General features: G+C 72.7%; 17 protein-coding genes. 11 read left to right on the forward strand and 6 right to left on the reverse strand.

Annotated elements, in window-relative coordinates; translation table 11 throughout:
• Nucleotides 1-70: 70 nt before the first annotated feature.
• Genes AB0C87_RS39870 through AB0C87_RS39885 form a run of 4 tightly spaced genes read left to right on the forward strand, consistent with a single transcriptional unit; the run spans nucleotide 71 to nucleotide 5,329 of the window.
• Complete coding sequence (locus AB0C87_RS39870) at nucleotides 71-1,063, forward strand: ABC transporter permease (RefSeq protein ID WP_360581772.1); 993 nt, start codon at nucleotides 71-73, stop codon at nucleotides 1,061-1,063.
• Entirely contained in the window at nucleotides 1,060-1,869 is an 810-nt protein-coding gene (locus tag AB0C87_RS39875) for an ABC transporter permease (protein WP_345174346.1), read from the forward strand. The genes AB0C87_RS39870 and AB0C87_RS39875 overlap by 4 nt, the downstream gene beginning before the upstream one ends.
• Nucleotides 1,866-3,659, forward strand: coding sequence for an ABC transporter ATP-binding protein (locus AB0C87_RS39880; RefSeq protein WP_360581773.1), 1,794 nt, complete (start codon nucleotides 1,866-1,868; stop codon nucleotides 3,657-3,659). The genes AB0C87_RS39875 and AB0C87_RS39880 overlap by 4 nt, the downstream gene beginning before the upstream one ends.
• A complete protein-coding gene (locus tag AB0C87_RS39885) occupies nucleotides 3,656-5,329 on the forward strand; it encodes an ABC transporter family substrate-binding protein (protein ID WP_360581774.1) in 1,674 nt (557 codons plus the stop codon). Before AB0C87_RS39880 ends, AB0C87_RS39885 begins: the two co-directional genes overlap by 4 nt.
• Nucleotides 5,330-5,332: 3 nt before the next feature.
• Here AB0C87_RS39885 and AB0C87_RS39890 read toward each other — a convergent pair whose 3' ends face one another.
• The 5 genes from AB0C87_RS39890 to aceB all read right to left on the reverse strand — a co-directional run bounded on the left by AB0C87_RS39890 (nucleotide 5,333) and on the right by aceB (nucleotide 11,796).
• Nucleotides 5,333-6,049: a hypothetical protein gene (locus AB0C87_RS39890; protein ID WP_345174353.1), complete on the reverse strand. Its 717-nt coding sequence runs from the start codon at nucleotides 6,047-6,049 to the stop codon at nucleotides 5,333-5,335.
• A 108-nt stretch (nucleotides 6,050-6,157) separates the two neighbouring features.
• The gene (locus tag AB0C87_RS39895) at nucleotides 6,158-7,444 is read right to left on the reverse strand and encodes a heterodisulfide reductase-related iron-sulfur binding cluster (RefSeq protein ID WP_360581775.1); all 1,287 of its coding nucleotides are present in this window, start codon (nucleotides 7,442-7,444) and stop codon (nucleotides 6,158-6,160) included.
• Nucleotides 7,444-8,640 carry an FAD-binding oxidoreductase gene (locus AB0C87_RS39900; RefSeq protein WP_360581776.1) on the reverse strand — a complete coding sequence of 399 codons (1,197 nt, stop codon included), beginning with the start codon at nucleotides 8,638-8,640 and terminating at the stop codon, nucleotides 7,444-7,446. Before AB0C87_RS39900 ends, AB0C87_RS39895 begins: the two co-directional genes overlap by 1 nt.
• Nucleotides 8,640-10,079: an FAD-linked oxidase C-terminal domain-containing protein gene (locus tag AB0C87_RS39905; RefSeq protein WP_345174748.1), complete on the reverse strand. Its 1,440-nt coding sequence runs from the start codon at nucleotides 10,077-10,079 to the stop codon at nucleotides 8,640-8,642. Before AB0C87_RS39905 ends, AB0C87_RS39900 begins: the two co-directional genes overlap by 1 nt.
• 109 nt (nucleotides 10,080-10,188) lie before the next feature.
• Entirely contained in the window at nucleotides 10,189-11,796 is a 1,608-nt protein-coding gene (gene aceB, locus AB0C87_RS39910; protein ID WP_345174360.1) for a malate synthase A, read from the reverse strand.
• Nucleotides 11,797-12,015: 219 nt separating this feature from the next.
• On the opposite strand from aceB, the gene hflX reads away from it, so the two are divergent.
• From hflX to AB0C87_RS39925, 3 genes are all read left to right on the forward strand, one after another.
• On the forward strand, nucleotides 12,016-13,452 hold the full coding sequence (hflX, locus tag AB0C87_RS39915; protein WP_345174362.1) for a GTPase HflX: 1,437 nt from the start codon (nucleotides 12,016-12,018) through the stop codon (nucleotides 13,450-13,452).
• A gap of 456 nt (nucleotides 13,453-13,908) precedes the next feature.
• Nucleotides 13,909-15,123: an imidazolonepropionase gene (gene hutI, locus AB0C87_RS39920; RefSeq protein WP_067631854.1), complete on the forward strand. Its 1,215-nt coding sequence runs from the start codon at nucleotides 13,909-13,911 to the stop codon at nucleotides 15,121-15,123.
• A 35-nt stretch (nucleotides 15,124-15,158) separates the two neighbouring features.
• Nucleotides 15,159-16,004 (forward strand): DegV family protein, encoded by an 846-nt coding sequence (locus AB0C87_RS39925; protein ID WP_360581777.1) that lies wholly within the window; start codon nucleotides 15,159-15,161, stop codon nucleotides 16,002-16,004.
• Nucleotides 16,005-16,028: 24 nt separating this feature from the next.
• Here AB0C87_RS39925 and AB0C87_RS39930 read toward each other — a convergent pair whose 3' ends face one another.
• Nucleotides 16,029-16,778 carry an AraC family transcriptional regulator gene (locus AB0C87_RS39930; protein WP_345174366.1) on the reverse strand — a complete coding sequence of 250 codons (750 nt, stop codon included), beginning with the start codon at nucleotides 16,776-16,778 and terminating at the stop codon, nucleotides 16,029-16,031.
• A gap of 68 nt (nucleotides 16,779-16,846) precedes the next feature.
• Here AB0C87_RS39930 and AB0C87_RS39935 point away from each other — a divergent pair, with 68 nt between their 5' ends.
• The 4 genes from AB0C87_RS39935 (at nucleotide 16,847) to holA (ending at nucleotide 22,542) form a co-directional block, all read left to right on the forward strand.
• Nucleotides 16,847-18,157 (forward strand): MFS transporter, encoded by a 1,311-nt coding sequence (locus tag AB0C87_RS39935; RefSeq protein WP_360581778.1) that lies wholly within the window; start codon nucleotides 16,847-16,849, stop codon nucleotides 18,155-18,157.
• Between the two features lie 67 nt (nucleotides 18,158-18,224).
• Nucleotides 18,225-18,938 carry a ComEA family DNA-binding protein gene (locus AB0C87_RS39940; protein WP_360581779.1) on the forward strand — a complete coding sequence of 238 codons (714 nt, stop codon included), beginning with the start codon at nucleotides 18,225-18,227 and terminating at the stop codon, nucleotides 18,936-18,938.
• Nucleotides 18,935-21,520: a ComEC/Rec2 family competence protein gene (locus AB0C87_RS39945; protein ID WP_360581780.1), complete on the forward strand. Its 2,586-nt coding sequence runs from the start codon at nucleotides 18,935-18,937 to the stop codon at nucleotides 21,518-21,520. The genes AB0C87_RS39940 and AB0C87_RS39945 overlap by 4 nt, the downstream gene beginning before the upstream one ends.
• Before the next feature lie 68 nt (nucleotides 21,521-21,588).
• Nucleotides 21,589-22,542, forward strand: coding sequence for a DNA polymerase III subunit delta (gene holA, locus AB0C87_RS39950; RefSeq protein WP_345174372.1), 954 nt, complete (start codon nucleotides 21,589-21,591; stop codon nucleotides 22,540-22,542).
• Nucleotides 22,543-22,825 lie beyond the last annotated feature (283 nt).

Consider the following 22,825-nt stretch of genomic DNA (forward strand, 5'->3'; position numbering starts at 1 on the left):
ATCCTGTACGCGTTCCGTGGTCAATCAATAGCATTCGGTGACTCCTGGGTGGTGTGCGGAGGGGCGGACGGTGGCGACGTTCATGGTGCGGCGGGTGGCGAACCACGCGGCGCTGGCCGTGCTCGCCGCCAGCCTCGGCTACCTGCTCGCCGCCGCGGCGCTCGATCCGCGGGCAGGGCTCGAAGACCGCGCGTCCCGTCCGCCGCAGGCCGTCATCGACGCGCGGCTCGGTGCGCTGAACCTCGATGACCGGACGCCTTTGGCGGAGCGGTACCTCACCTGGGCCAGGGGCGTGGCGCAGGGCGATTTCGGCCGGACGTGGGAGGGTGAGCCGGTCGAAGGCGAGTTGTGGCGCAGGCTCGGAGTGAGCTTTCGCCTGGTCGCTCCGGGGGCCGTCCTGGGAGGCGCCTTGGGCGTCGCCCTTGGCGCCTACGCCGCCGCCCGGCACGGTCGGGCGGCCGACAGGCTGGTCTCCGGCGGCTCTTATCTGCTGCTGGCCGTCCCGGTGTTCGTCCTCGCGCCGCTCTTACAGATCATGGCCGGTGAGGCCAACGACGCCCTGGGGATGCGGGTGTTCGTCTGGCTGGGGGAGTCCGCGCCGGGGCCGTCCGGGGGTCGGCTCTGGGATCTCGCCGATCGGGCGCGCCGGCTGATACTGCCCACGGCCACGATCGCGCTCTGCCAGATCGCTCTCTACGCCCGCTACCAGCGCGGCCTGATGCTGGACGTGCTGCACGCCGACCACGTGCGCGCCGCGAGGGCCAGGGGTCTCCGGCGGCGCGGCGCGCTGCTGCGGCACGGGCTCCGGACCGCGATCGTCCCGATGACCGCCTACTTCGCCTACACGTCCGGACTGGTTCTCCTCGGCGGGGTGTTCACCGAGACGGCCTTCGGGCGGCACGGGCTGGGGGAGTGGCTCGTCGACTCCATCTCCCGGGGCGACGTCAACGCCGTCGCCGCCATCGAGTGCCTCGCCGCCTGCGCCGTCCTCCTGGCCGCTCTCACGTCCGACGTCCTGGCCGCGGCGCTGGACCCCCGCGTGCGCGCGGGAGCCGCGCCATGACCGCCGGTCGTCGCACGGTGGCCGGAGCGGTCCTGCTCGTGCTGTTGTTCCTCCTGGCCTTCGCCGGGCCGCTCGTCTCGCCGTGGGGATGGGACGAGACGGACTTCACCGCCTTCCGGCAGGGGCCGTCCGGCGGCCACTGGCTCGGCACGACCCAGAGCGGACGCGACGTCTTCGCCTTCACCCTGCGCGGCGCGCAGAACTCGCTGCTGGTCGGCCTGAGCGCCGCCCTGCTGTCGACGGGGCTCGCCGCCGTCGTCGGGACCGCGGCCGGTTTCCTCGGCGGCGGGGCCGACCGGGTGCTGATGTGGGGCGTCGATCTGCTGCTGGTGCTCCCGTCCTTCCTGGTCGTGACCGTCCTGGCGTCCCGGATCGCCGGAGGGTGGCCGGTGCTCGCGGCGCTGCTGGCCGCGTTCATGTGGATGGTCACCGCCCGCGCGGTCCGGGCCGCGACGCTCTCCCTGCGGAACCGCGACCACGTGCTGGCCGCGCGGTTCCTCGGCGTCGGCACGCCGCGGCTGGTCGCGCGGCATGTGGCGCCCGGGCTGGCGTCACTGCTGGCCGTGGACGCGAGCCTGAACGTGAGCGTCGCGGTCGTCGCCGAGAGCGGGCTGTCCTACCTCGGGTTCGGGACGCGCCCGCCGGACGTCTCGCTCGGCACGGTCATCGCCGACGGCCGGGGCGGGGCGACCGCGCATCCATGGGCGTTCGGGTTCGCCGCCGGGCTGCTCGTCTCGATCGTCGTCGCGGTGAACCTGATCGGCGACGGGCTGCGGGACGCTCTCGACCCGGAGGCCGGGCGTTGACGGTCCTGCGGGTCGCCGACCTGGCGGTCGGTCACGCGACGGGTGCGCACGTCCTGCGCGGTGTGAGCTTCTCGGTCGAGGCCGGGGAGGCGCTCGGGCTCGTCGGCGAATCGGGAGCCGGCAAGACCTCGCTCGCGCTCGCTCTCATGGGGCTGCTCCCGGAGGGAGCGCGCGTGACGGGCTCTGTGCGTCTGCGCGGCCAGGAACTGCTGGGACGGACCGACGCGGAACTCTCGCGGGTCCGCGGCAAGGACCTGGCCATGGTCTTCCAGGATCCGTCGTCGGCGCTCTCGCCCGCCCACAGGGTGGGAGACCAGATCGTCGAGGCCGTTCGGATCCACTCGGCGGTGAGCCGCTCGGCGGCCCGCGCCCGCGCTCTGGACCTGCTCGAACTGGTCGGCATGCCGGATGCGGCGCGGCGGGCCCGCTGCTACCCGCATGAGCTGTCCGGCGGGATGCGGCAGCGGGTGATGATCGCCATGGCCGTCGCCAACGACCCGGTCGCGATCCTGGCCGACGAGCCCGCCTCGGCCCTCGACATGACGGTCCAGGCGCGGGTGCTGGACGTCCTGCGGGACGCCCGGGAGGCGAGTGGAGCCGCGGTCGTGCTGATCAGCCACGATCTGGGCGCCGTCGCCGGATTCGCGGACCGCGTGATGGTGCTGCACGAGGGCCGGGTGGTGGAGACGGGTACGGCCGAGCAGGTTCTCTGTAGGCCCCAGACGCCCTTCGCGAGCCGCCTGGTGCGCCCATGGACGCGAGCGGGAGATGCGCCGGTTCCGCGTGCTCGGCCTGAGCGTCCGGTGGTTCTTCAGGTGGACGGCCTGGTCCGCCGGTATCCCTTATCTAGAGGGGCGCTGCTGCGGCGGCGGGCCGGAGAGGTGCGGGCCGTGGACGGCGCGAGCTTCGACGTCCGTGAGGGGGAGACGCTTGCGCTGGTGGGGGAGTCGGGGTCCGGTAAGACCACGACGCTGATGGAGATTCTGCGGTTGTCCCGTCCTCAGGACGGGCGCGTCAGGGTCTTGGGCCAAGACACGGCCGCCTTGCGCGCCGCCCACCGCAAGGCCTTGCGCAAGGACGTCCAGGTCGTGTTCCAGGACCCGTACGCCTCGCTGAACCCGCGTATGCGGGTCGCCGACATCATCGCCGAACCGCTCCTCGCGCATCGCACGCCGATCGGTGGTCGCGTCGAGGAACTTCTCGCGACGGTGGGCTTGGAACCCGGCTATGCGCGGCGTTTCCCGCATGCGCTCTCGGGTGGGCAAAGGCAGCGTGTAGCCCTGGCCAGAGCCCTCGCCTTGGAACCCCGTCTTCTGCTCTTGGACGAGCCCGTGTCCGCACTGGACACCGCCGTGCAGGCGAGCGTCATGAACGTGCTGGCGGGGCTTCGGGCGCGGCTCGGCATGGCGTGCCTGTTCGTCACCCACGACCTTCCCCTGGTGCAGGGCTTCGCCGACCGGGTCGCCGTGATGCACAGGGGCCGCGTCGTTGAGATCGGGCCGGTCGCCGATGTGTACGGGGCTCCCGCTCATCCCTATACGCGGGCGCTGCTGGACGCGGTCCCTTCCCGCCCGGATCGAGTTCGCCGCTTCCTTCTTGACGGTGACCCGCCCGACCCTGTCGCCAGGCCCGCAGGGTGCCGGTTCCGTGCTCGCTGCCCGCACTACGCCACGCTCACCCTCGACGACAGACGCCTATGCGAACACCACGATCCGATGCCGCTCGCCATGGCGGCGGACCGCTCCGTCGCCTGCCACCATCCGCTCGTCTCGGCGGAGTCCGAACGATGAGACAGGTCGTCGCCGCCGTCCTTCTTGGGATAGCGCTCATCACCGGCGCCGGGTGCCGTGCCCCGGAGACAGCGACGTCCAACGCGTCCGGGGCGCTCCCGGCGGCGGATGTGAACCCGACTCCGCGCGACCGCGTCGCCAAGGGCGGAGCGCTTCGCTGGCCGCTCCCCGAGTTTCCGTCCCAGTGGAACACCAACCACATCAACGGTGCCAAGGGCGCGGTGGAGCACGTCATTCAGGGCGTTCTGCCGTATCTGATGCGTGCAGACGAGAAGGCCGTCCCGCACCCCGTTCCGGAGTACCTGGAGTCGGCCACGTTGAAGCGGACCCGGCACGGCCAGACCGTGACCTACCGGCTCAACCCGCGTGCCAGATGGTCGGACGGACGGCCCATCGGTTTCGCCGATTTCCTGGCGCAGACCCATGCGCTGTCTGGTCGTGACCCGCGCTACGAGGTCTCGACCGTCACCGGGTACCGGCAGATCGAGCGAGTCGCGCGCGGTGCCGACGAGCACGTGGTCAAGGTGACGTTCGCCCACACCTACGCGGACTGGCGCAGCCTGTTCAGCCCCCTGTACCCGGCCACCGCCTACGCCAGCCCAAGCGCGTTCAACACAGGGTGGATGGGCCGCGTACCTGTCACGGCCGGACCGTTCAGACTCCAGCAGATCGACCGGACTGCCAAGACGCTGACCCTGGTGCGGAACCCGGCATGGTGGGGTGCGCCGGCAAAGCTCGACCGGATCGTCTTTCGCGCCATGGACACCAGCGCGATGCCCGGCGCGTTCGCCAACGGTGAGATCGACCTGATGGACATCGGTCTCGACGCGGACGCGTTGCAGCGTGTCCAGGGCGTCCCCGGCGCCGCCGTCCGCAGGGCGGGCGGGCCGGACTGGCGGAACTTCACCTTCAACGCGGCCGGGCCCATCCTGTCCGACGCCAGGGTGCGCCGGGCGGTCATGCTCGGCATCGACCGGCACGTCATCGCACGATCCGACCTGTCAGGCCTCGGCGTACCGGTCCAGACGCTCGGGAACCACTTCTACGTCAACACTCAAACCGGCTACCTGGACAACTCCAGCGGTCTGGGGGCCTACGATCCCGCTCGGGCCAGACGCCTCCTAGACGAGGCAGGCTGGAGACCGCGGGGCAAGTACCGCGCCAAGGCGGGACGCACGCTCGCGCTGCGGTTCGTGGTTCCGTCCGGGGTCCCCATCAGCAGGCGGGAAGGAGAACTGACGCGTGCGCTGCTCGAACGCATAGGCGTCCGAGTGGACATCCAGGTCGTCCCCGCAGACGACGTCTTCGAGCGCTACGTCACTCCCGGGAACATGGACATCGTCCCGTTCTCGTGGCTCGGCACCCCGTTCCCCGTCTCGCAGATGAAAGCCGTGTTCGCGCGTCCGCGCGGACGGAACGTCCAGCAGAACTACTCGCGGATCGGCAGCGCCGCCATCGACGCGGCGATGGACCAGGCCGTCGCGGAGATCGCTCCCGAGAGGGCCCGCGCTCTGGTGAACAGGACCGACCGGCTCATCTGGCGCCAGGCGTCGGTGTTGCCGCTGTACCAGCGCCCCCAGCTCGTCGCGGTGCGCGCGGACCTCGCCAACGTGGGGGCCGGCGGTTTCCGGAGGCCCGCCTATCAGGACATCGGCTTCACCGGCCGGTGAAGCTCACGGGAAGGCGAGCCGGACGCCCTTGCGGTCGCTGGTGAAGCGGGCGTTCCACACGTACAGGCGCAGGTCGTCGGCGGAGAGGTCCTCCTTGACCGGGAGGTCGGACGCGACGCGGACCACGTAGGAGGCGCCCGCCGGGATCATCGTGTCGCCGCCGTCCTCGACGGGCGCCTTCGATCCGCCGATCCGCGCGGTGACCGTGCTGTGGTTGGGGAGGGTGCACATGTCGTCCGGGATGCCCGCCTGCGGCATGCACCGCTCCTGCGCCGACGACGGGACCTGCGACTTCGGCATGAACAGGTCGGCGGGGAAGTCCAGCAGGACGGGCCGCCGCCCGCTGTTGGTGAGGACGTAGTCGGCGTAGGCGTAGGTCGTGCCGGACGGCGGGGCCTGCGTGGCGCCGATCGGCTGCCGGGACGTCCCCGCCATGACGGCGGCGAGGCTGTAGCCGTAGCCCTCCGGGGTCGTGAAACCGACCGGCGGGCCGGCCTTCGGGGCGGGCACGGACGTGACCGCCGCGTCGTCGCCCTGGCCGGCGAGGCTCGGCGGCGGGGACGCCGTGCCGTCGCCCGTGCCGGGCCGCAGGAGCACGATCGCTCCGGCCACCGCGGCGATCCCGACGGCGCCGGTCAGTGCGCCGGCGAGTCCGAGCCTTCCCGCGTGGCTCTTCTTCCTGCGGCGGTGCGAGCGGTACGGCTGGCGGCTGTCGGACATGGTCGTCGCTGCTCCCTCGGCCCTCTCCGGCTCGGTCGGCGTGTCCTGCCCACGGCGGGCAGGCCACCATACCTGACGGCCGGATCGGCGGCGGTCCCGGTCTGAGGGCTACGAACCGCGCGCGATAAGGGCATCGCGGCCGAGTCCTCGCAGGGAGGCGTCCAGCACCTGCGCGGTGTGCGCGACCGCGATGGCGGCCCCGCGCCGGCGCAGCGCCGTGGCGATCTGCATCGAGCAGCCGGGGTTGGCGGCGACCAGTAGTTCGGCTCCGGTGGCGTCCACGTTCACCGCCTTGCGGTCGCCGAGCTCTCCGGCGGCCTCCGGCTGGAACAGGTTATAGGTCCCGGCGGATCCGCAGCAGACGTCCGGTTCGGCGATCTCGCGGACGGTCAGCCGGGGGATGGCGGAGAGCAGCTCGCGGGGCTGGCTCCGGATGCCCTGCGCGTGGGCGAGGTGGCAGGCGTCGTGGTAGGCGACCATGACCGGAAGCGGCCGCCGCTCGGCCCGCGGCCCGAGCTCCACCAGGTACTCGGCCAGGTCCCGCGTTTTGTCCGAGAGCGCCTCTGCCCGCCCGGACCATTCCGGATCGTCGGCCAGCAGCGCCCGGTACTCCTTCATCGCGGACCCGCAGCCCGCGGAGTTCACCACGATCACGTCGACGGCCTCGAAGGTCTCGACCGTCCGGCGGGCGAAGGCGCGGGCCTCCTCCTCCCGTCCCGAGTGCAGGGACAGCGCGCCGCAGCACCCCTGGTTCCTGGGGATGACGACGTCGCAGCCCTCCATCGCCAGCACGCGGGCCGTGGCGGCGTTGACGCCCGGGAAGAACTCGCCCTGGACGCACCCGGTCAGCATCCCGACCGTGGCGCGGCGCTCCCCGCGCGCGGCGACCCGCTCGGGGAGCCTCGGCGCCTTGCCGAGAGGCGGCGCGAGCCGTTCCATCGCCGCCAGGGACGGTGAAACGCGTTCCAGGAGGCCGCTGCGCCGCGCGAGTCGTTCCAGCCCCGATTTCTGGTAGGCGCGCAGGGGCCCGCGCAGGGCTCGGAGCCTCCGCCTGTACGGGAACAGCTGGAAGACCATCTCCCGTAGGGCGCGTTCCTTCAGCGAACGGGGGTGTTCGCGTTCGACGTCGGCGCGGGTCATCTCGATGAGCCTGTCGTACTGCACGCCGGACGGGCAGGACGTCACGCACGCCATGCATCCGAGGCAGCGGTCGAAGTGCTCGACCATCGGCCCGCTGAGCGGTTCGCCGTCCGCGTGCTGCTGCATCAGATGGATGCGGCCCCGGGGAGAGTCCATCTCCTCGCCCCACAGCACATAGGTGGGGCATGTCGGAAGGCAGAAACCGCAGTGCACGCAGTCGTTGAGCAGGTCCGGGAGGTCGTCTTGGGCGCTCATCACATCCCTCCTACGAAACGGCCCGGGGACAGCCGGTGATCCGGGTCGAACTGGTCCTTCACCCGCCGCATCAGCGTCAGCGCCGGAACCGGCCCCCACAGGTCGATCTCGCCGCGCACCTCCTGCGGCGCGTAGCGGACGACGGCGTGACCGCGATGCGTCTTCAGCACGTCCCTCAGACGACCGAGGACATCGGCCACCTCGTTCGGGCCGAGACCGGCGGGAAGCCCGACGTGACCGTGCCCGCCGGCGCTCCAGGTGGCGGCGGCGTCCGGGCCGAGCGTGCGGATGACGTCGCGGAGCGAGGGCGGCGGGGCGCCGATGTCGATGAGGGTGGTGCCCTCCGGGTAGAGGCCCCAGCCGTCCGGTGCGGTGCCGGAGATCTCGGCTTTTTCACCGAGGAGCTCCGCGGTCTGCCGAGAGCGCGCGGCGACGCCGTCGGGAACGCCCTCCAGGAAGACCGCGAACGTTCCCGGGCTGATGTACTCGACCGCGCTCGGGGCGACGGGGGAGTGCAGGACGGTCTGGACCGCGTCGTGCGCGTCCTCCGGCCCGTCGACGGCGCACGTCACGTACGCGGTCGCCTCGGGGATCGGATGCAGGCGGAACGTGGCGTCCACGATCAGGCCGAGCGTTCCGTAGGAACCGGCGAAGAGCCGCCCCAGGTCGTACCCGGCGACGTTCTTGACGACCTTGCCTCCGGAGCGCGCGACCTGGCCGTCCGCCCGGACGACCGTGAGCCCGATGACCAGGTTCCTGGGCGTCCCGTAGAGCGTGCGCAGGGGACCGGCGGCGCTCGTGGCGATCGTCCCGCCGACCGTCGAACCCGGTAGCGGGACGTCGAGCGCGAGCCGCTGCCCCCGTTCGGCCAGTTTCTCGGCGAAGTCCTCCATCGCGAGCCCGGCCTCCGCTTTGGCGACGAGGTCGCCTGCCGTGTGCTCGACGAGCCTGTTGAGCCGATGGGTGTCGATGAGCAGATCGCAGCGATCCGGTGGCTCGCCCCAGTCCAACCGGGTCTCGGCCCCACGCGGGACGACGGCCAGGCCCTTCTCGGCGGCCACGCGCATGACGTCGGCGGCCTCAGTCAGGTTCTTCGGCGCCGCGACGAGCGCGGGCTCCACGCCGAGCACGCCTTCGGCGGCCTCACCGGGCCGTACGTCGCCGCAGACCTTCGCCAGGGCGTCCAGGGGCCGCATCAGAAGATGTCCGCCTTTCCCTCGAACGGGTGCGGGCCCTTGCGTTTGCCGGGCACCTCCCCGCACAGCCGCGGCGTGGGGAAGACCTTGCCCGGATTGCACAGCCCCGCCGGATCGAAGCCGCAGCGGACCATCTGCATCGTGTCCAGGTCGGCGTCGGTGAACATGCGCGGCATGTAGCGGGCCTTGTCCACGCCGACCCCGTGCTCGCCGGTGATGGAGCCGCCGTGCTCGATGCACAGGTCGAGGATCGCGCCCGAGACCTCCTCGGCGCGCTCCTCCGCGCCCGGCTCGGCGTCGTCGAACAGCACCAGCGGATGCAGGTTGCCGTCTCCCGCGTGGAACACGTTCGCGACCCGCACGCCCGACTTGGCGGACAGGGCGTCGATCCTGGCCAGGACGTCCGGGAGCACCGTCCGGGGGATGACGCCGTCCTGGACGAGGTAGGCGGGGCTGATCCGGCCCACGGCCGCGAACGCCGACTTGCGCCCCTTCCAGATCAGCGCCCGCTGCGCGTCGTCGGCGGCGATGCGGATCTCGAAGGCGCCCGCGTCCCGGCACATCCGCTCCACCTCGGTGAACTGGGCGGCGACCTCGGCCTCCGGGCCGTCCAGCTCCACGATCAGCACCGCGCCGGCGCCCGGCGGGTACTCGCAGCGGACCGCCGCCTCGGCCGCCTCGATCGCCAGCGCGTCCATCATCTCGATCGCCGCCGGGACGACGCCCGCGCCGATGATCGCCGACACCGCCGCGCCGCCCGCCTCGATCGAGCCGAACGCGGCCAGCAGCGTCTGCACGGTCTCGGGGACCCGCGTCAGCCGCACCGTGATCTTGGTGGCGATGCCGAGCGTGCCCTCCGCCCCGACGAACACGCCGAGCAGGTCGTAGCCGGGCCCGTCCGCCGCGAGCTCGACGAGCTCGCCGTCGGGCGTGACGACCTCGCAGGCCAGCACGTGGTGGGCGGTGAACCCGTACTTCAGGCAGTGCGCGCCGCCGGAGTTCTCGGCGACGTTGCCGCCCACCGAGCAGATCTGCTGGCTGGACGGGTCGGGCGCGAAGTAGTACCCGTGCGGGCGGACGGCCCGCGTCACGTCCAGGTTGATCACGCCCGGCTCCACCACGGCCCGCTGCCCGGGGATGTCGATCTCCAGGATCCGGTTCATCCGGGACGTGACGATCAGCACGCCGTCGGCGCGGGGGAGCGCCCCGCCCGACAGGCCCGTGCCCGACCCGCGCGCGACGTAGGGGACCCCGGCCGCCGCGCACTCCCGCACGATCGCGGCGATCTGCTCGGCCGTGTCGGGCAGCACGACGACGCCGGGCGTGCACCGGTGGTTGGTGAGGCCGTCGCACTCGTAGGTGCGCAGCCGCACCGGATCGCTGATCACCCGGCCGGGCCCGAGCAGCGCCTCCAGCCTGAGTCCGAGCGCCGTGAGCATGGTCTCCACTCTCTCCACGATCCCTCGCCCGCCGAGCGGTCGCAAGGCCCTGCGGGCCGTCCGGAACGCCTCTCCCGGACGGCCCGCGAACGCCGCCGGAGCCGGCCCCCTACGGGAACTGCTGGTAGGCCGGCGTGGTGAGGAACTCGGAGTACTCGTCGGCCAGCGTGACCTCCTTGAAGAGCTCCACGGCCTGGTTGTAGCGGGGCTCGTTGTACGCCTGCCCCAGCTCCTCGCGGATCTTGCCCAGCTCCTCGTCCAGGAGCTGCTCCACCCACTCCTTGGTGATCTTCTGGCCCTCCGCGGTGGAGACGCCGTTGTAGATCCACTGCCACACCTGGGAGCGGGAGATCTCCGCGGTGGCCGCGTCCTCCATCAGGTTGTGGATCGCGACCGCGCCGGCGCCGTCCAGCCAGGTGGCCAGGTAGCGCAGCGCCACGTCGATGTTGTTGCGCAGGCCCGCCTCGGTGATCTCACCGGGGGTGGCCTTGACGTTGAGCAGGTCGGCGGCGGAGACGTGCACGTCCTCGCGGAGCCGGTCGCGCTGGTTCGGCCTGTCCCCGAGGACGCCGTCGAACACCTCGCGGCAGACCGGGACGAGGTCGGGGTGGGCGACCCAGGAGCCGTCGAAGCCGTCGCCGGACTCGCGGGTCTTGTCGGCGCGGACCTTCTCCAGCGCGACCCGGTTGACCTCCTCGTCGCGGCGGGACGGGATGAACGCCGCCATGCCGCCGATCGCGTGCGCGCCCCGCTTGTGGCACGTCCGCACGAGCAGTTCGGTGTAGGCCCGCATGAACGGCGCGGTCATCGTGATCGCGTTGCGCTCGGGCAGCACGTAGTCGGTGCCCCGGTCCCGGAACTTCTTGATCACCGAGAAGAGGTAGTCCCAGCGGCCCGCGTTCAGGCCGGCCGAGTGGTCGCGCAGCTCGTAGAGGATCTCCTCCATCTCGAACGCGGCCGGGATCGTCTCGATCAGCACGGTCGCGCGGATGGTGCCGCGCGGGATCTCCAGGGCGTCCTGGGCGAGGTTGAACGCGTCGTTCCAGAGCCGCGCCTCGAGGTGGCTCTCCATCTTCGGCAGGTAGAAGTAGGGGCCCTTGCCCTTGTCGAGCTGCCTGCGGGCGCTGTGGAAGAAGTAGAGGCCGAAGTCGAACAGCGACCCGGACATGGGCTCGCCGTCGACGAGCAGGTGCTTCTCCTCCATGTGCCAGCCGCGCGGCCGGACGACGATCGTCGCGAGCTCCCCGTCGTCCTTCAGCGCGTAGGACTTGCCGCTCCTGGCGTCGGTGAAGTCGATGGTGCGGTCGAGGGCGTCCCGCAGGTTGAGCTGCCCCTCGACCATGTTGTTCCACAGCGGGGTGTTGGCGTCCTCGAAGTCGGCCAGCCACACCTTGGCGCCCGAGTTCAGCGCGTTGATCGTCATCTTCCGGTCGGTCGGGCCGGTGATCTCGACGCGGCGGTCCTCCAGGCCGGGCGCGGGCGCGGCGACGCGCCAGGAGTCGTCGCCGCGGATGCCGGCGGTCTCGGGCAGGAAGTCGAGGGTCCCGCCCGCGGACAGCTTGCGCTGGCGCTCCGCGCGCGCCTCCAGCAGCTCCTTGCGGCGGGCGCCCAGCTCGCGCTGCAGGGCGGCGAGCAGGCCGAGCGCCTCGGGGGTCAGGATCTCCTCGTACCGCTCGCCGAGGGGTCCGGTGACCTCGATGCCTTCCAGTCCAGCCATCTGCCTGCCCTTTCGTATAGCGAAATTCGACTTCTGTTATGTGGAGAACGGTACTCGCCGGTACGGAGGCCGGTCAAAGCGGGGTCCCCTGCAGACCTCCCCGCGCGCGCTTGCGTCAACCCAGGGGGAAACCGGGTGATAACCAGGTGACCGGTGGGGATGGTGCGTGAGACCATCGCGGGGAAGATACGGCCGCGAAGCGGCGTTCTACGAGGACATATGACTGAACCTTTCTCTGCAGACGAGACCCAGGCCCCTGACGAGTTCGAGTACGAGCCCCTGACGGGCGAGCTCGACCTGGAAGAGCGACGGGCACTGCGCCGCGTCGCGGGCCTCTCCACCGAACTGACCGACGTCACCGAGGTCGAGTACCGCGCCCTCCGGCTTGAGCGGGTCGTGCTCGTCGGCGTGTGGACGGAGGGGACGGCCGCGGAGGCCGAGAACTCCCTGCGCGAGCTGGCGCTGCTCGCCGAGACCGCGGGCTCGCAGGTGCTCGAGGGCCTCGTCCAGCGCCGGACCCGCCCCGACTCGGCGACCTACATCGGCTCCGGCAAGGCGGCGGAGCTGCGCGACATCGTGATCTCCACCGGCGCGGACACCGTCATCTGCGACGGCGAGCTGGCGCCGAGCCAGCTGCGCCACCTGGAGGAGACCGTCCAGGTCAAGGTGATCGACCGGACGGCGCTGATCCTGGACATCTTCGCCCAGCACGCCAAGAGCCGCGAGGGCAAGGCGCAGGTGGAGCTCGCGCAGCTCGACTACCTGATGCCGCGGCTGCGCGGCTGGGGCGGCAACCTGTCCCGGCAGGTCGGCGGGCGCGCCGCGGGCGGCGTCGGCATCGGCGGCCGCGGCCCCGGCGAGACCAAGATCGAGCTGGACCGGCGGCGGATCCGCACCCGGATGGCCAAGCTGCGCCGCCAGATCGCCGAGATGTCCAAGTCGCGCGACACCAAGCGCGGCGAGCGGCGCCGCCACCAGGTGCCCGCCGTGGCCATCGCCGGCTACACCAACGCGGGCAAGTCGTCCCTGCTCAACCGGCTCACGGGCGCCGGGGTCCTGGTGGAGGACGCGCTGTTCGCCACCCTCGACCCCACCGTCCGGCGCGCCGAGACGCCGGGCGGCCGCGCCTACACCCTGGCCGACACCGTCGGGTTCGTCCGGCACCTGCCGCACCAGCTCGTCGAGGCGTTCCGCTCGACGCTGGAGGAGGTCACCGACGCCGGGCTGGTCCTGCACGTCGTCGACGGCTCCGACGCCGACCCCGAGGCGCAGATCGACGCCGTCCGCGAGGTGCTGCGCGAGATCGGCGCGGACCGCATCCCGGAGATCATCGTGATCAACAAGGCGGACGCCGCCGACGAGCTCGCGATCGCGCGCCTGCAGCGCCGTGAGCCGCACAGCGTCGTCGTGTCCGCCCGCACCGGGTTCGGCATCGAGGAGCTGCGCGCCGCGATCGAGGCCGACCTGCCGGGTCTGGAGAGCGAACTGCACGTCCTGGTGCCGTACGAGCGCGGCGACCTCGTCGCGCGCGTGCACGAGCGCGGCGAGGTCCTCAAGCAGGAGCACGTCGCCGAGGGCACCGTTCTGCACGCCCGCCTTCCGGTCGACCTCGCGGGTGAACTGGCCCAGTACGAGACCGTCTCCCCGACGGCCTGATCATCCTCACCCACCGGGTGCCTCCGCAGGAGCCCCGGTGGGTTTGGGATGGGCCCAGTGACCGATTCGAGAACGTCCGAAGACGCCCCTTGGTCGCCGAACGATGACAGCTTGTCCAATCCGCTTGACGGTGCGGTTGAAATCCGTACCGTCGTAGAGCTAAGGGGCGGGGTGATGGGTGTCAATGTGCTGCGATCAGAGGTTGTCGGACGGACGTTCCGTGCACTACCGTGACGAAACCGATACCTCCGGTCTCGTTGCCAGCGGTGGCCCCCCGGCCACCCGACCCTCCACAGGTGGAGCCGCCGGCACCCAGTCGGCGTTTCGGATCGAGAGCAGGTGGCCCAACCATGGCAGGTCCGAACGCTCGAACGAGGGACCGCGGCCCGCACCGTCGCCCCACGGCATCCTGCACCGCGCTCACGTGCGCATGGCCCCATCCAGGTCGGTGACCCTATGACGGTACGGCTGTTGACGAACATCGGCAGGCTCTGGACGGGCACCGACGTCTGCAGCAACGCCGCGGTGCTCATCCACGACGACCGCATCGTCTGGGCCGGGCCCGCCTCCGACCTCCCGCAGAGCGTCCCCGGCATCATCGACGACATCGTCGACGTCGACCACGTCGAGAATCTCGGCGGCGGCCTCGTCACGCCCGGCCTCATCGACGCCCACTCCCACCCCGTCTACGCGGGCAACCGGTGGGCCGAGCTCGCCATGCGCACCAGCGGCTCGTCCCACTCGGCCATCACCGCGGCGGGCGGCGGCGTCAACTCCACCGTGACCGTCACCCGGGGAACCGACCCCTGGACGCTCTGCAACGGCGTCCGCGAACGGCTCCGCCAGTGGATCCTCGCCGGCACCACCACCGTCGAGGCCAAGACCGGCTACCACCTCACCCGCGACGGCGAGCTCGCCGACATCCGGATGCTGCGGTCGCTGGAGGGCGAGCCCTCCATGCCCCGCATCCACGCCACGTTCCTCGCCGCGCACATCCTGCCGCCCGAGTTCTTCGGACGCCGCCGCGACTACATCGAGGCCGTCCGCCTCTGGGCCGGCGACGCCGCCGTCGCCGGCGCCGACTCGATCGACGTCTACTGCGACGAGGGCCACTTCACCGCCGAGGAGGCCCGCGCCCTCCTGCTCACCGGCAAGCGCGCCGGCCTCAAGGCCCGCATGCACGCCTGCGCCAACGAGCGCATCGGCGCCGCCCAGGTCGCCGCCGAGGTCGGCTGTGCCTCCGCCGACCTGCTCACCCAGGCCAACGACGACGACATCAAGGCCCTCGCCCACGCCGGCGTCACCGCCACCGTCTGCCCCGGCAGCTCCCTCAACAGCAGCCGCGCCCCCGCGCCCGTCCGGCAGATGCTCGACCGCGGCGTCACCGTCGCCCTCGGCACCGACCACAACCCCGGCCAGTGCGGCATCACCTCCATGCCCCTCGTCATCGGGCTGTCGGTCGCGATGTTCGGGCTCAGCGTGACCGAGGCGCTGCGCGCCGCCACCCTCGGCGGCGCCGCCGCGCTGCGCGTCGGCGACCGCGGCTCCCTCGCCCCGGGCATGCTCGCCGACATCGTCCTGTGGGACGCCGACCACGAGGGCGCCTTCGCCTGGGCGTTCGGGCTCCGCGCCCTGCGCATCTGGCGCGGCGGCGTCCCCGTCCAGCCCTGACGGAGGAGGCGGGGGCGGCGGGTAGTGTCGCCGGCATGGGCAGCGCGGTCGCGGTCGTCACCGATTCCACCGCCTACCTTCCCCCCGGGCTCGCCGAACGGCACGGGCTGACCGTCGTCCCCCTGCAGATCGCCGTCGGCGGCGCCACCCGGGACGAAGGCGACATCAGCACCGCCGAGGCCGCCCTGGCGCTGAAGGAATGGCACCCCGTCACCACGTCCCGCCCCGCGCCCCGGCGGTTCGCCGACGCCTACGAGGCGGCCGCCGCCTCGGGCGCGCGCGAGGTGGTCTCCGTGCACCTGGCCTCCGCCATGTCGGGGACGGTCGAGGCGGCGCGGCTCGCCGCCGAGGGCGCCCCCGTGCCCGTGCGGGTCGTCGACAGCGGGACCATCGGCATGGGCCTCGGATTCGCCGCGCTCTCCGCGGCGGCCGCCGCGATGGCGGGCGGGTCCGCCGACGACGCCGTGTCCGCCGCCGTCCGGCGGGCCGGGCTCACCCGCTCCCTCATCTACGTCGACACCCTGGAGCACCTGCGGCGGGGCGGCCGGATCGGCGCCGCCGCCTCCCTGTGGGGCTCCGCGCTGATGGTGAAGCCGCTCCTGGAGATCACCGGCGGGCGCATCGCGCCGCTGGAGAAGGTCCGCACGTCCTCGCGGGCGCTCGCCCGGCTGGAGGAGCTGGCCGTGGCCGAGGCCGGAGCCCGGCGCGTCGACCTCGGCGTCCAGCACCTCTCTGCCGCCGCCCGCGCCGAGACCCTCGCCGCCCGGCTGCGCGAACGCGTCCCGCACGTCCAGGACGTCTACGTCGGCGAGGTCGGCCCCGTCATCGGCGCCCACGTCGGCCCCGGCATGCTGGGTGTCGTCATCGCCCCCCAGTTCTGACCCGCGGGCGCCGGGAGGAGGGCTTCAGGGGCGCAGGAGGCGGCGCAGGACGGTCGGCGGGTGACCGGTCTCCGCCCTGACCGTCCGGGTGAGATGCGCGTGGTCGGCGAAGCCGAGATCGGCGGCGAGGCCGGACAGGTCCCGTTCGCCCTGCTCCAGGCGGTCCAGGGCGAGCCCCACCCGGATCCTGTTCCGGTAACGAGTGACGGACATGCCGGTCTCGCGGCGGAACGTCCGGCTCAGGTGGGAGGGGGAGACCTCCAGGAGCCGTGCCAGGGAGACGAGCCCGGCCGCCTCCTGATGGCCGCTCGCCATGGCCTCGCGTGCCTCGTCGACCAGGGCGCGGCGCTTCCCGCCCTGCTCGTCAACGGCGAGGTGGGCGAGCAGGCCCATCAGCCGCTCGGCCGTCTCGAAGGCCACGTCGGGGCCGGAGCGCAGGAGGAGGCGATGGGCGACGTCCGCCCGCGCGCTGACCCTGACCGTCCCGGACGGGCGCCGCCACAGGGCGGGGGAGAGCATGATCGACGTGCACACGTCGCCGCCCGCGGGATGCGCGAACTGGCCCTCCTCACCGACGGTCTGGGCATAGCCCATGGTGCGGTCGACGACGGCGCGTCCGTGGCGCGACCGCATGCGGAACCGCCCCGACCGCACCAGGACGATCTGATCCCCGGTGAACGGCTCGGGCTCCGACCATCCGGGCTGGTGCCCCGTGCAGCGCACCGCGTGGACAGAGAAGTCTTCCGTCTCCGCCACGGTGGTCGATTCGCGCATGCCCGTCATCGTACGCAGGGGCAAACATCTTCAAGCGCCGCCGGAAGGCCGCCCAGCACACTCGCGGAATGGTCGGACGATGGCTTCTAGCGATGCTGCTCACGGGGCAGGCGATGGTGTCGATGGACGGCTCCATCGTGGCGGTGGCGATGCCGGACATCGCGGAAGGTCTGCACGCGTCCGGCTCTCTGCTGCAACTCGTCACGGGCGGCTACATCTTCGCCTTGGCCGTCCTCGTGGTCACGGGCGCGCGGCTGGGCGACAGCTACGGCCACCGCTCGATGTTCTTCCTCGGGCTGTTCGGCTTCACGGTCGCATCGTTGGCGTGCGGGCTGGCGCCGACCGGTGCCGTCCTTGTCGCCGCGAGGATCTGCCAGGGTGCAGCGGCCGCACTCCTGCTTCCGCAGGTTCTCTCCTTGATTCAGCTGTCCTTCAAGGGGGCGGCCAGGGCACGTGCACTCGGCCTGTACTCGATGGTCCTGGCGTTGGGGGTCGCCTTGGGCCAGGTGGCGGGAGGCGTCATCGTGACCCTCGGCGGCAGTTGGCGGCCCATCTTCCTGGTCAATGTCCCTGTGGGGGCCGCGCTCCTCGCCATCGGACCACGTCTGATGCCGCCGGAACACAGGAAGCCCGTCCGCCTGGACCTGCCCGGCGTGGTCCTCCTCTCCTGCGGCATGGGCGCGCTCGTCGTGCCCCTGGTTCTCGGCAGGGAACAGCACTGGCCGCTGTGGACGTGGCCGTCCATAGCGACGGGATGCGTTGTGCTCGCCATCTTCTGCGTCCATGAGCTGAGAACGGCGTCGCCGCTTCTGGACCTCTCGGTGCTGCGCAGACCGTTCATCAAACCCGGCCTGTTCGCCTCCTGCGCGGTGATGGGCGCCTACACCGGCTTCCTCTTCACGCTCGCGCTCTACCTGCAGAACGTGCTCGGCTTCTCGCCGCTCCACGCCGGGCTCACGTTCCTCCCGTACACGGCGGGCTTCGCGACGGCGGGCCTGGGGTGGACGCGCCTGCCCCTCTCTCTGCGAGGGGACCTGCCGACATGGGGTCTGCTCACGTTCGCCGCGGCCGCTTCGGCACTGGCCCTCCTGACCCGGGACGGCTGGCCGGTGCTCCTGGCGGTGCCCCTCCTGTACGCCGCCGGGGCCGGTCACGCCGCCGCCTTCAGCCCTCTGGTCGACCGGATCACCGGGGCCGCGGGACCGGCGCAGGCCTCGTCCGTCTCCGCCCTGACGAACACGGGCGCGCTGCTGTCGAACGTCCTCGCGATCGCCGTCTTCGGTGGCGTCTACCTCGCGACGCCCGGCACGCTGACCCGCGTCGCGGCCCTCCTGGCGGCGCTGCTCGTCCTCGCGGCCGCGGCGTCCCGGCGCCGCTGACCCAGGGTTATCCACACTTTCCGAACCCCGCGCACCCGCCCGGCCGGCCTCCTTAACGTCAGGCTCCATGAGCCCTGACATCGAAGACCGCCTGCACGCACTCACGGGCCGTTGGAAGCCGCCCGCCGCCCCGGCCGACGCGCCGCCGGCCGCCCGGTTACGCGCGACGCCCGACCGCTCCCACGTCCGCACGCTCGTCCTCGTCGGCGTGCTCGCCGCCCTGGTGGCCGTCGGGTATCTCTGGCTCGCCCGGCCGCGCCCCCAGCCGGCGGCCCCCGCGGCGACCGCCTCCCTCGTCGAACCGCGTCCCACCCTGTCGGCCGCCCCGGCGGCCTCGGCGTCCTCCCCGGTGGTCGTCCACGTCCTCGGCAAGGTCGAGCACCCGGGCGTGATCACCCTGCCGTCCGGTTCCCGGGTCGCCGAAGCGATCAAGGCCGCGGGCGGGGTCCGTCCGGGCGCGAAGACGGGCACCCTCAACCTGGCCCGCCCCCTGGTGGACGGCGAGCAGATCCCCGTCGGCGTCCGCGCGCCGTCACCGCCCCCACCGCCGCCCGGCGGCGCGGCCCCGCCCGCTCCGGGTGCGCCCGGCGCCCCTCTCGACCTCAACGCGGCCACCCCCGACCAACTGGACGACCTTCCCGGCGTCGGGCCCGTCCTCGCCCAGCGCATCGTCGCCTACCGCACCCAGCACGGCGGCTTCCGCTCCGTCGAGCAACTCCAGGACGTCAGCGGCATCGGCGCCCACCGGTTCGCCGACCTGAAGGCGATGGTCCGGGTTTGACCCACGACCTCCGCCTCCTGGCCCCGGCGCTCGCCACCTGGCTCGCCGCCGCCGCGACCACAGGGCTGCCCGGGCCCCTCATCTACGGCCTGGCGGCGACCGCCGCCGCCGCGTCCCTCTACCTCCTGACCACCCACTGCCCACCCGCAAGCACCTCACCGCCCAAGGGGCAAGCACCTCTTCACCGAAACGCAGACACCCCGGAACACCCAGTTGACCCTCACGAACTCACGCCCACGCATCTCCCGAACGGCGACCCCCCATGGCAGACGAGTGCCGACAACTCCCGCCACCCGCAGCAGAGCCCCGCCCGACCCAAGAACGGCAACCAGCGCGACCGCTACTTCACTGCGTCCCGCCTTGGCGATGTCGCGCGGGGCGTGGGCGGCGGCCGGTTCGAGCGCTCCCTCAGACGACTCGTTCCGATCGCGCGGCGGGCGGAAGGCGGCGGTGCGGGGTCGGGGAACGGGTGGCGGCTGCTCGCCGGGGCGGCCCTGGCCTGCGCCGCGGCGTCGGCCTGCGGGGTGGCGCTGCGGACGACGGCCGTCGGGACGGGGCCCGCGCGAGAGCTGGCCCGTGCGGGACGGTTCGCGACGGCCGAGGCCGTGGTGACCGGGGACCCGCGGGCCAGGCCCGGGAACGGGCGACCAGTGATCATCATCCGCGCGCGGGCGGAGGCCGTGGAGCGAACCGGGGTCCGCGTCCCGGTGCTGCTGATCGCCTCGGATCCGCGCTGGCTCCGCCTGATCCCCAGCCAGCGCATCCGGCTCCGCGGCCGCTTCGTGCCGCCGAGGGGCCCCGGCCTGCTCGCCGCGGTCGTGATCGTGCGCGGGCCGCCGGCCGTCCTCGGGCCGCCGTCGGCGATCCAGCGCGCCGCCGAGCACGTGCGGGCGCGGCTGCGAGCGGCCGTGGCCCGGCTCCCGCCCGACAGGCGCGCGGTCCTTCCGGCGATGGTCGTCGGCGACACCTCGCGCCTCGACCCGGAACTCGCGGAGGAGTTCCGCATCGCCGGGCTCACCCACCTCCTCGTGGTCTCCGGCGCGAACCTGGCGATCGTCATCGGGGCGGTCCTCGGGCTGTGCCGCCTCGCCGGGCTCGGCCGGCGCCGGGCCCCACCCGTCGCCGTCCTCGCCGTGTGCGCGTTCGTGGTCGTCGCCCGTCCGGAGCCGAGCGTCCTCCGGGCGACCGTCATGGGGCTGATCAGCCTTCTGGCGCTGCTCACCGGACGGCAGCGCCAGGGCCTGCCCGCCCTGGCGGCGGCGGTGCTGCTCCTCGTCCTCGTCGACCCGGAACTGGCGCGTTCCTACGGGTTCGCGCTGTCGGCCCTCGCGACGGCCGGCCTGCTCGTCCTGGCCCCGCCCTGGCACGAGCGGCTCGCCCGCCGGATGCCGGGCCCGCTCGCGGCCGCCCTCGCCGTCGCGGCCGCCGCCCAGGCGGCCGTCGCACCCGTCCTGGTGATGCTGTCCGGGGAGATCGGCGCCGTCTCCGTGTTCGCCAACCTGCTCGCGGCCCCGGCCGTCGCCCCCGCCACCCTCCTGGGCGCCCTCGCCGCGGTCACCGCCCCCTTCTCCCCGCCGCTCGCCCGCGTCATCGTGTGGCCCGCCGGCCTGGCCGTGGGCTGGATCATCTGGGTCGCGCGAACCGCCGCGTCGCTGCCCTACGCGACCATTCCGTGGACGAGCGGCGCTCTGGGCGCCACCACCCTCCTCCTGGGCGCGGGGGCGGCGGCCCTGGCCCTGCGCAGCCGCCGTCTCCGCCTCCTCACGGCCGCGGCCATGACCGGGGTCCTCATCGGAGTCGTCGCCCTTCGCGTCATCGCCCCGTCATGGCCGCCGCCGGGCTGGCAGATGGTCGCCTGTGACGTCGGCCAGGGCGATGCCCTGGCGCTGTCGGCCGGGCCGGGGCAGGCCGTCGTCGTGGACGCGGGCCCCGACCCCGCCCCGGTGGACCGATGCCTTCGCCGCCTCGGCGTGACCGACGTCCCGCTCATGGTCCTGACCCACCCGCACGCCGACCACATCAACGGCGTCTCCGGCGTCCGCCACGGCCGCGCCGTCCGCGAGGTGCTGATCACGCCCCGCACCTCGGGCCGCGAGGCGCGCCGCACGTCCGGCCTCCGCGTCGACCCCGCGGAGACCGGCCGGCAGTGGCGCGTCGGAGACCTCACCCTCTCCGTCCTGGCCCCGCTGACCACCGGCCCCGCCCTGTCACCCGGGGACGACGGCACCACGATCAACAACGCGAGCGTGGTCCTCGTCGCCCGCAAACCGGGCTTCAGCGCTCTCCTGGCCGGCGATGTGGAACTGGAAGCCCAGCGCGCCCTGGAAGCGAGTGTCCCCCGCGTCCAGGTGCTGAAGGTCCCGCACCACGGCTCGCGCAGCCAGGACCCGGCCTTCCTGGCCGCCGCCCAAGCCTCCATCGCCTTGATCTCGGTCGGAGCCCGCAACGACTACGGCCACCCGTCCGGCGCCACCCTCGCCCTCCTGGGCCGCCTCCACACCCAGATCCACCGCACCGACAGGGAAGGAGACATAGCCATAGCCCGCACCCGGTCCGGTCTCGTCACCGTCCCCCGCCACTGACCCAGGCGTTGGGGGAGGGATCCTCGTGGTCGGCCGCGGGGGTGGGTGGGGCGTGGCATGCTGCAAGGGTGTCGGTTGAGTCCATCATTCTGGTCGTCGGTGATGAAGAGCTGCTCGTGGATCGGGCGGTCGGAGACGTCGTCGCGTCGGTGCGGGCGGGGGATCCGGAGACCGAGGTCATCGACCTGGCTCCGGGAGGGCTGGAGCCCGGACGCATCGCCGAGCTGACGTCGCCGTCGCTGTTCGGCAGCGGGAAGGTCCTCGTGCTGCGTTCGGCGCAGGATCTGGGCAAGGACCTGACGGCCGAGGTGCTGAAATACGCCAAGACACCGGCGGAGGACGTCGTGCTCGTCGCCGTCCACCCCGGCGGCGCCAAGGGCAAGGCCCTGGTGGACGGGCTGACCAAGCTCAAGGCGCGCAAGATCTCGTGCCCGAAGGTCACCAAGGCCGGGGAGCGGGTCGACTTCGTCCGGGGCGAGATCCGCAAGGCGGGCGGGAAGATCTCGGCGGACGGCGCGCGGGGGCTGATCGAGGCCGTCGGCAACGACCTGCGCGAGCTGGCCGCGGCCTGCAGCCAGCTCGTCGCCGACACCGGCGGAAAGATCGACGATGCGGCCATCGCCCGCTACTACCGCGGGCGCGCCGAGGTCAGCGGCTTCACCGTGGCGGACAAGGCGATCGAGGGACAGCTCGCCGAGGCCCTCGAGCAGCTCCGCTGGGCGCTGGCGACCGGTGTGGCGCCCGTCCTGATCGTCAGCGCGCTCGCCCAGGGCGTGCGCGGACTGGCGAAGGTCGGCGGCGCTCCGCGCGGCGCGCGGGGAGCGGCCCTGGCCAAGGACCTGGGCATGCCGCCGTGGAAGATCGATCGGGTGCAGAAGCAGCTGCGCGGCTGGTCGGGAGACGGGGTGGCACGGGCGCTGACCGCCGTCGCCGAGGCCGACGCGGAGGTCAAGGGCGGCGCCGCCGACCCCGCCTACGCCCTGGAGAAGACCGTCGCCCGAATAGTCGCCGCCCGCGGCTGACCCGCCGACGGAAAGCCGACCACGCCGGCAGCGCGAACCGGACCCCCACCAGCTCGAACGAGAGCTCCAGCGCGAGGCGCGCGACATCCGAGGTAGTCGACCGAAACACGGACCGGCGACTCGTAGGACAGCGGTTGTGGTCGGGCGTTCATGTGGGGTGTGGGGGCGGGTTTGTGTTGTGGGGCGGTTAGGCCGTGTTTCGAAGTAGGTGGAGCCATTCGTTGATGGCGGTGATCTCGAGGGTTGCCTGGTAGCGGACGGAGAGCTTGTCGTATCTGGTGGC

The organism is Actinomadura sp. NPDC048021, from assembly GCF_040653135.1.
Classification (GTDB): domain Bacteria; phylum Actinomycetota; class Actinomycetes; order Streptosporangiales; family Streptosporangiaceae; genus Spirillospora; species Spirillospora verrucosospora.

Bases quoted from the DNA above. Each gene is read 5' to 3' on its own strand.
- AB0C87_RS39935 (WP_360581778.1), top strand. From the start codon at position 16,847: ATGGTCGGACGATGGCTTCTAGCGATGCTGCTCACGGGGCAGGCGATG.
- aceB (WP_345174360.1), bottom strand. From the start codon at position 11,796: ATGGCTGGACTGGAAGGCATCGAGGTCACCGGACCCCTCGGCGAGCGG.
- AB0C87_RS39925 (WP_360581777.1), top strand. From the start codon at position 15,159: ATGGGCAGCGCGGTCGCGGTCGTCACCGATTCCACCGCCTACCTTCCC.
- AB0C87_RS39905 (WP_345174748.1), bottom strand. From the start codon at position 10,079: ATGCTCACGGCGCTCGGACTCAGGCTGGAGGCGCTGCTCGGGCCCGGC.
- AB0C87_RS39900 (WP_360581776.1), bottom strand. From the start codon at position 8,640: ATGCGGCCCCTGGACGCCCTGGCGAAGGTCTGCGGCGACGTACGGCCC.
- AB0C87_RS39940 (WP_360581779.1), top strand. From the start codon at position 18,225: ATGAGCCCTGACATCGAAGACCGCCTGCACGCACTCACGGGCCGTTGG.
- hutI (WP_067631854.1), top strand. From the start codon at position 13,909: ATGACGGTACGGCTGTTGACGAACATCGGCAGGCTCTGGACGGGCACC.
- AB0C87_RS39885 (WP_360581774.1), top strand. From the start codon at position 3,656: ATGAGACAGGTCGTCGCCGCCGTCCTTCTTGGGATAGCGCTCATCACC.
- hflX (WP_345174362.1), top strand. From the start codon at position 12,016: ATGACTGAACCTTTCTCTGCAGACGAGACCCAGGCCCCTGACGAGTTC.
- AB0C87_RS39930 (WP_345174366.1), bottom strand. From the start codon at position 16,778: ATGCGCGAATCGACCACCGTGGCGGAGACGGAAGACTTCTCTGTCCAC.
- AB0C87_RS39875 (WP_345174346.1), top strand. From the start codon at position 1,060: ATGACCGCCGGTCGTCGCACGGTGGCCGGAGCGGTCCTGCTCGTGCTG.
- AB0C87_RS39895 (WP_360581775.1), bottom strand. From the start codon at position 7,444: ATGAGCGCCCAAGACGACCTCCCGGACCTGCTCAACGACTGCGTGCAC.
- AB0C87_RS39890 (WP_345174353.1), bottom strand. From the start codon at position 6,049: ATGTCCGACAGCCGCCAGCCGTACCGCTCGCACCGCCGCAGGAAGAAG.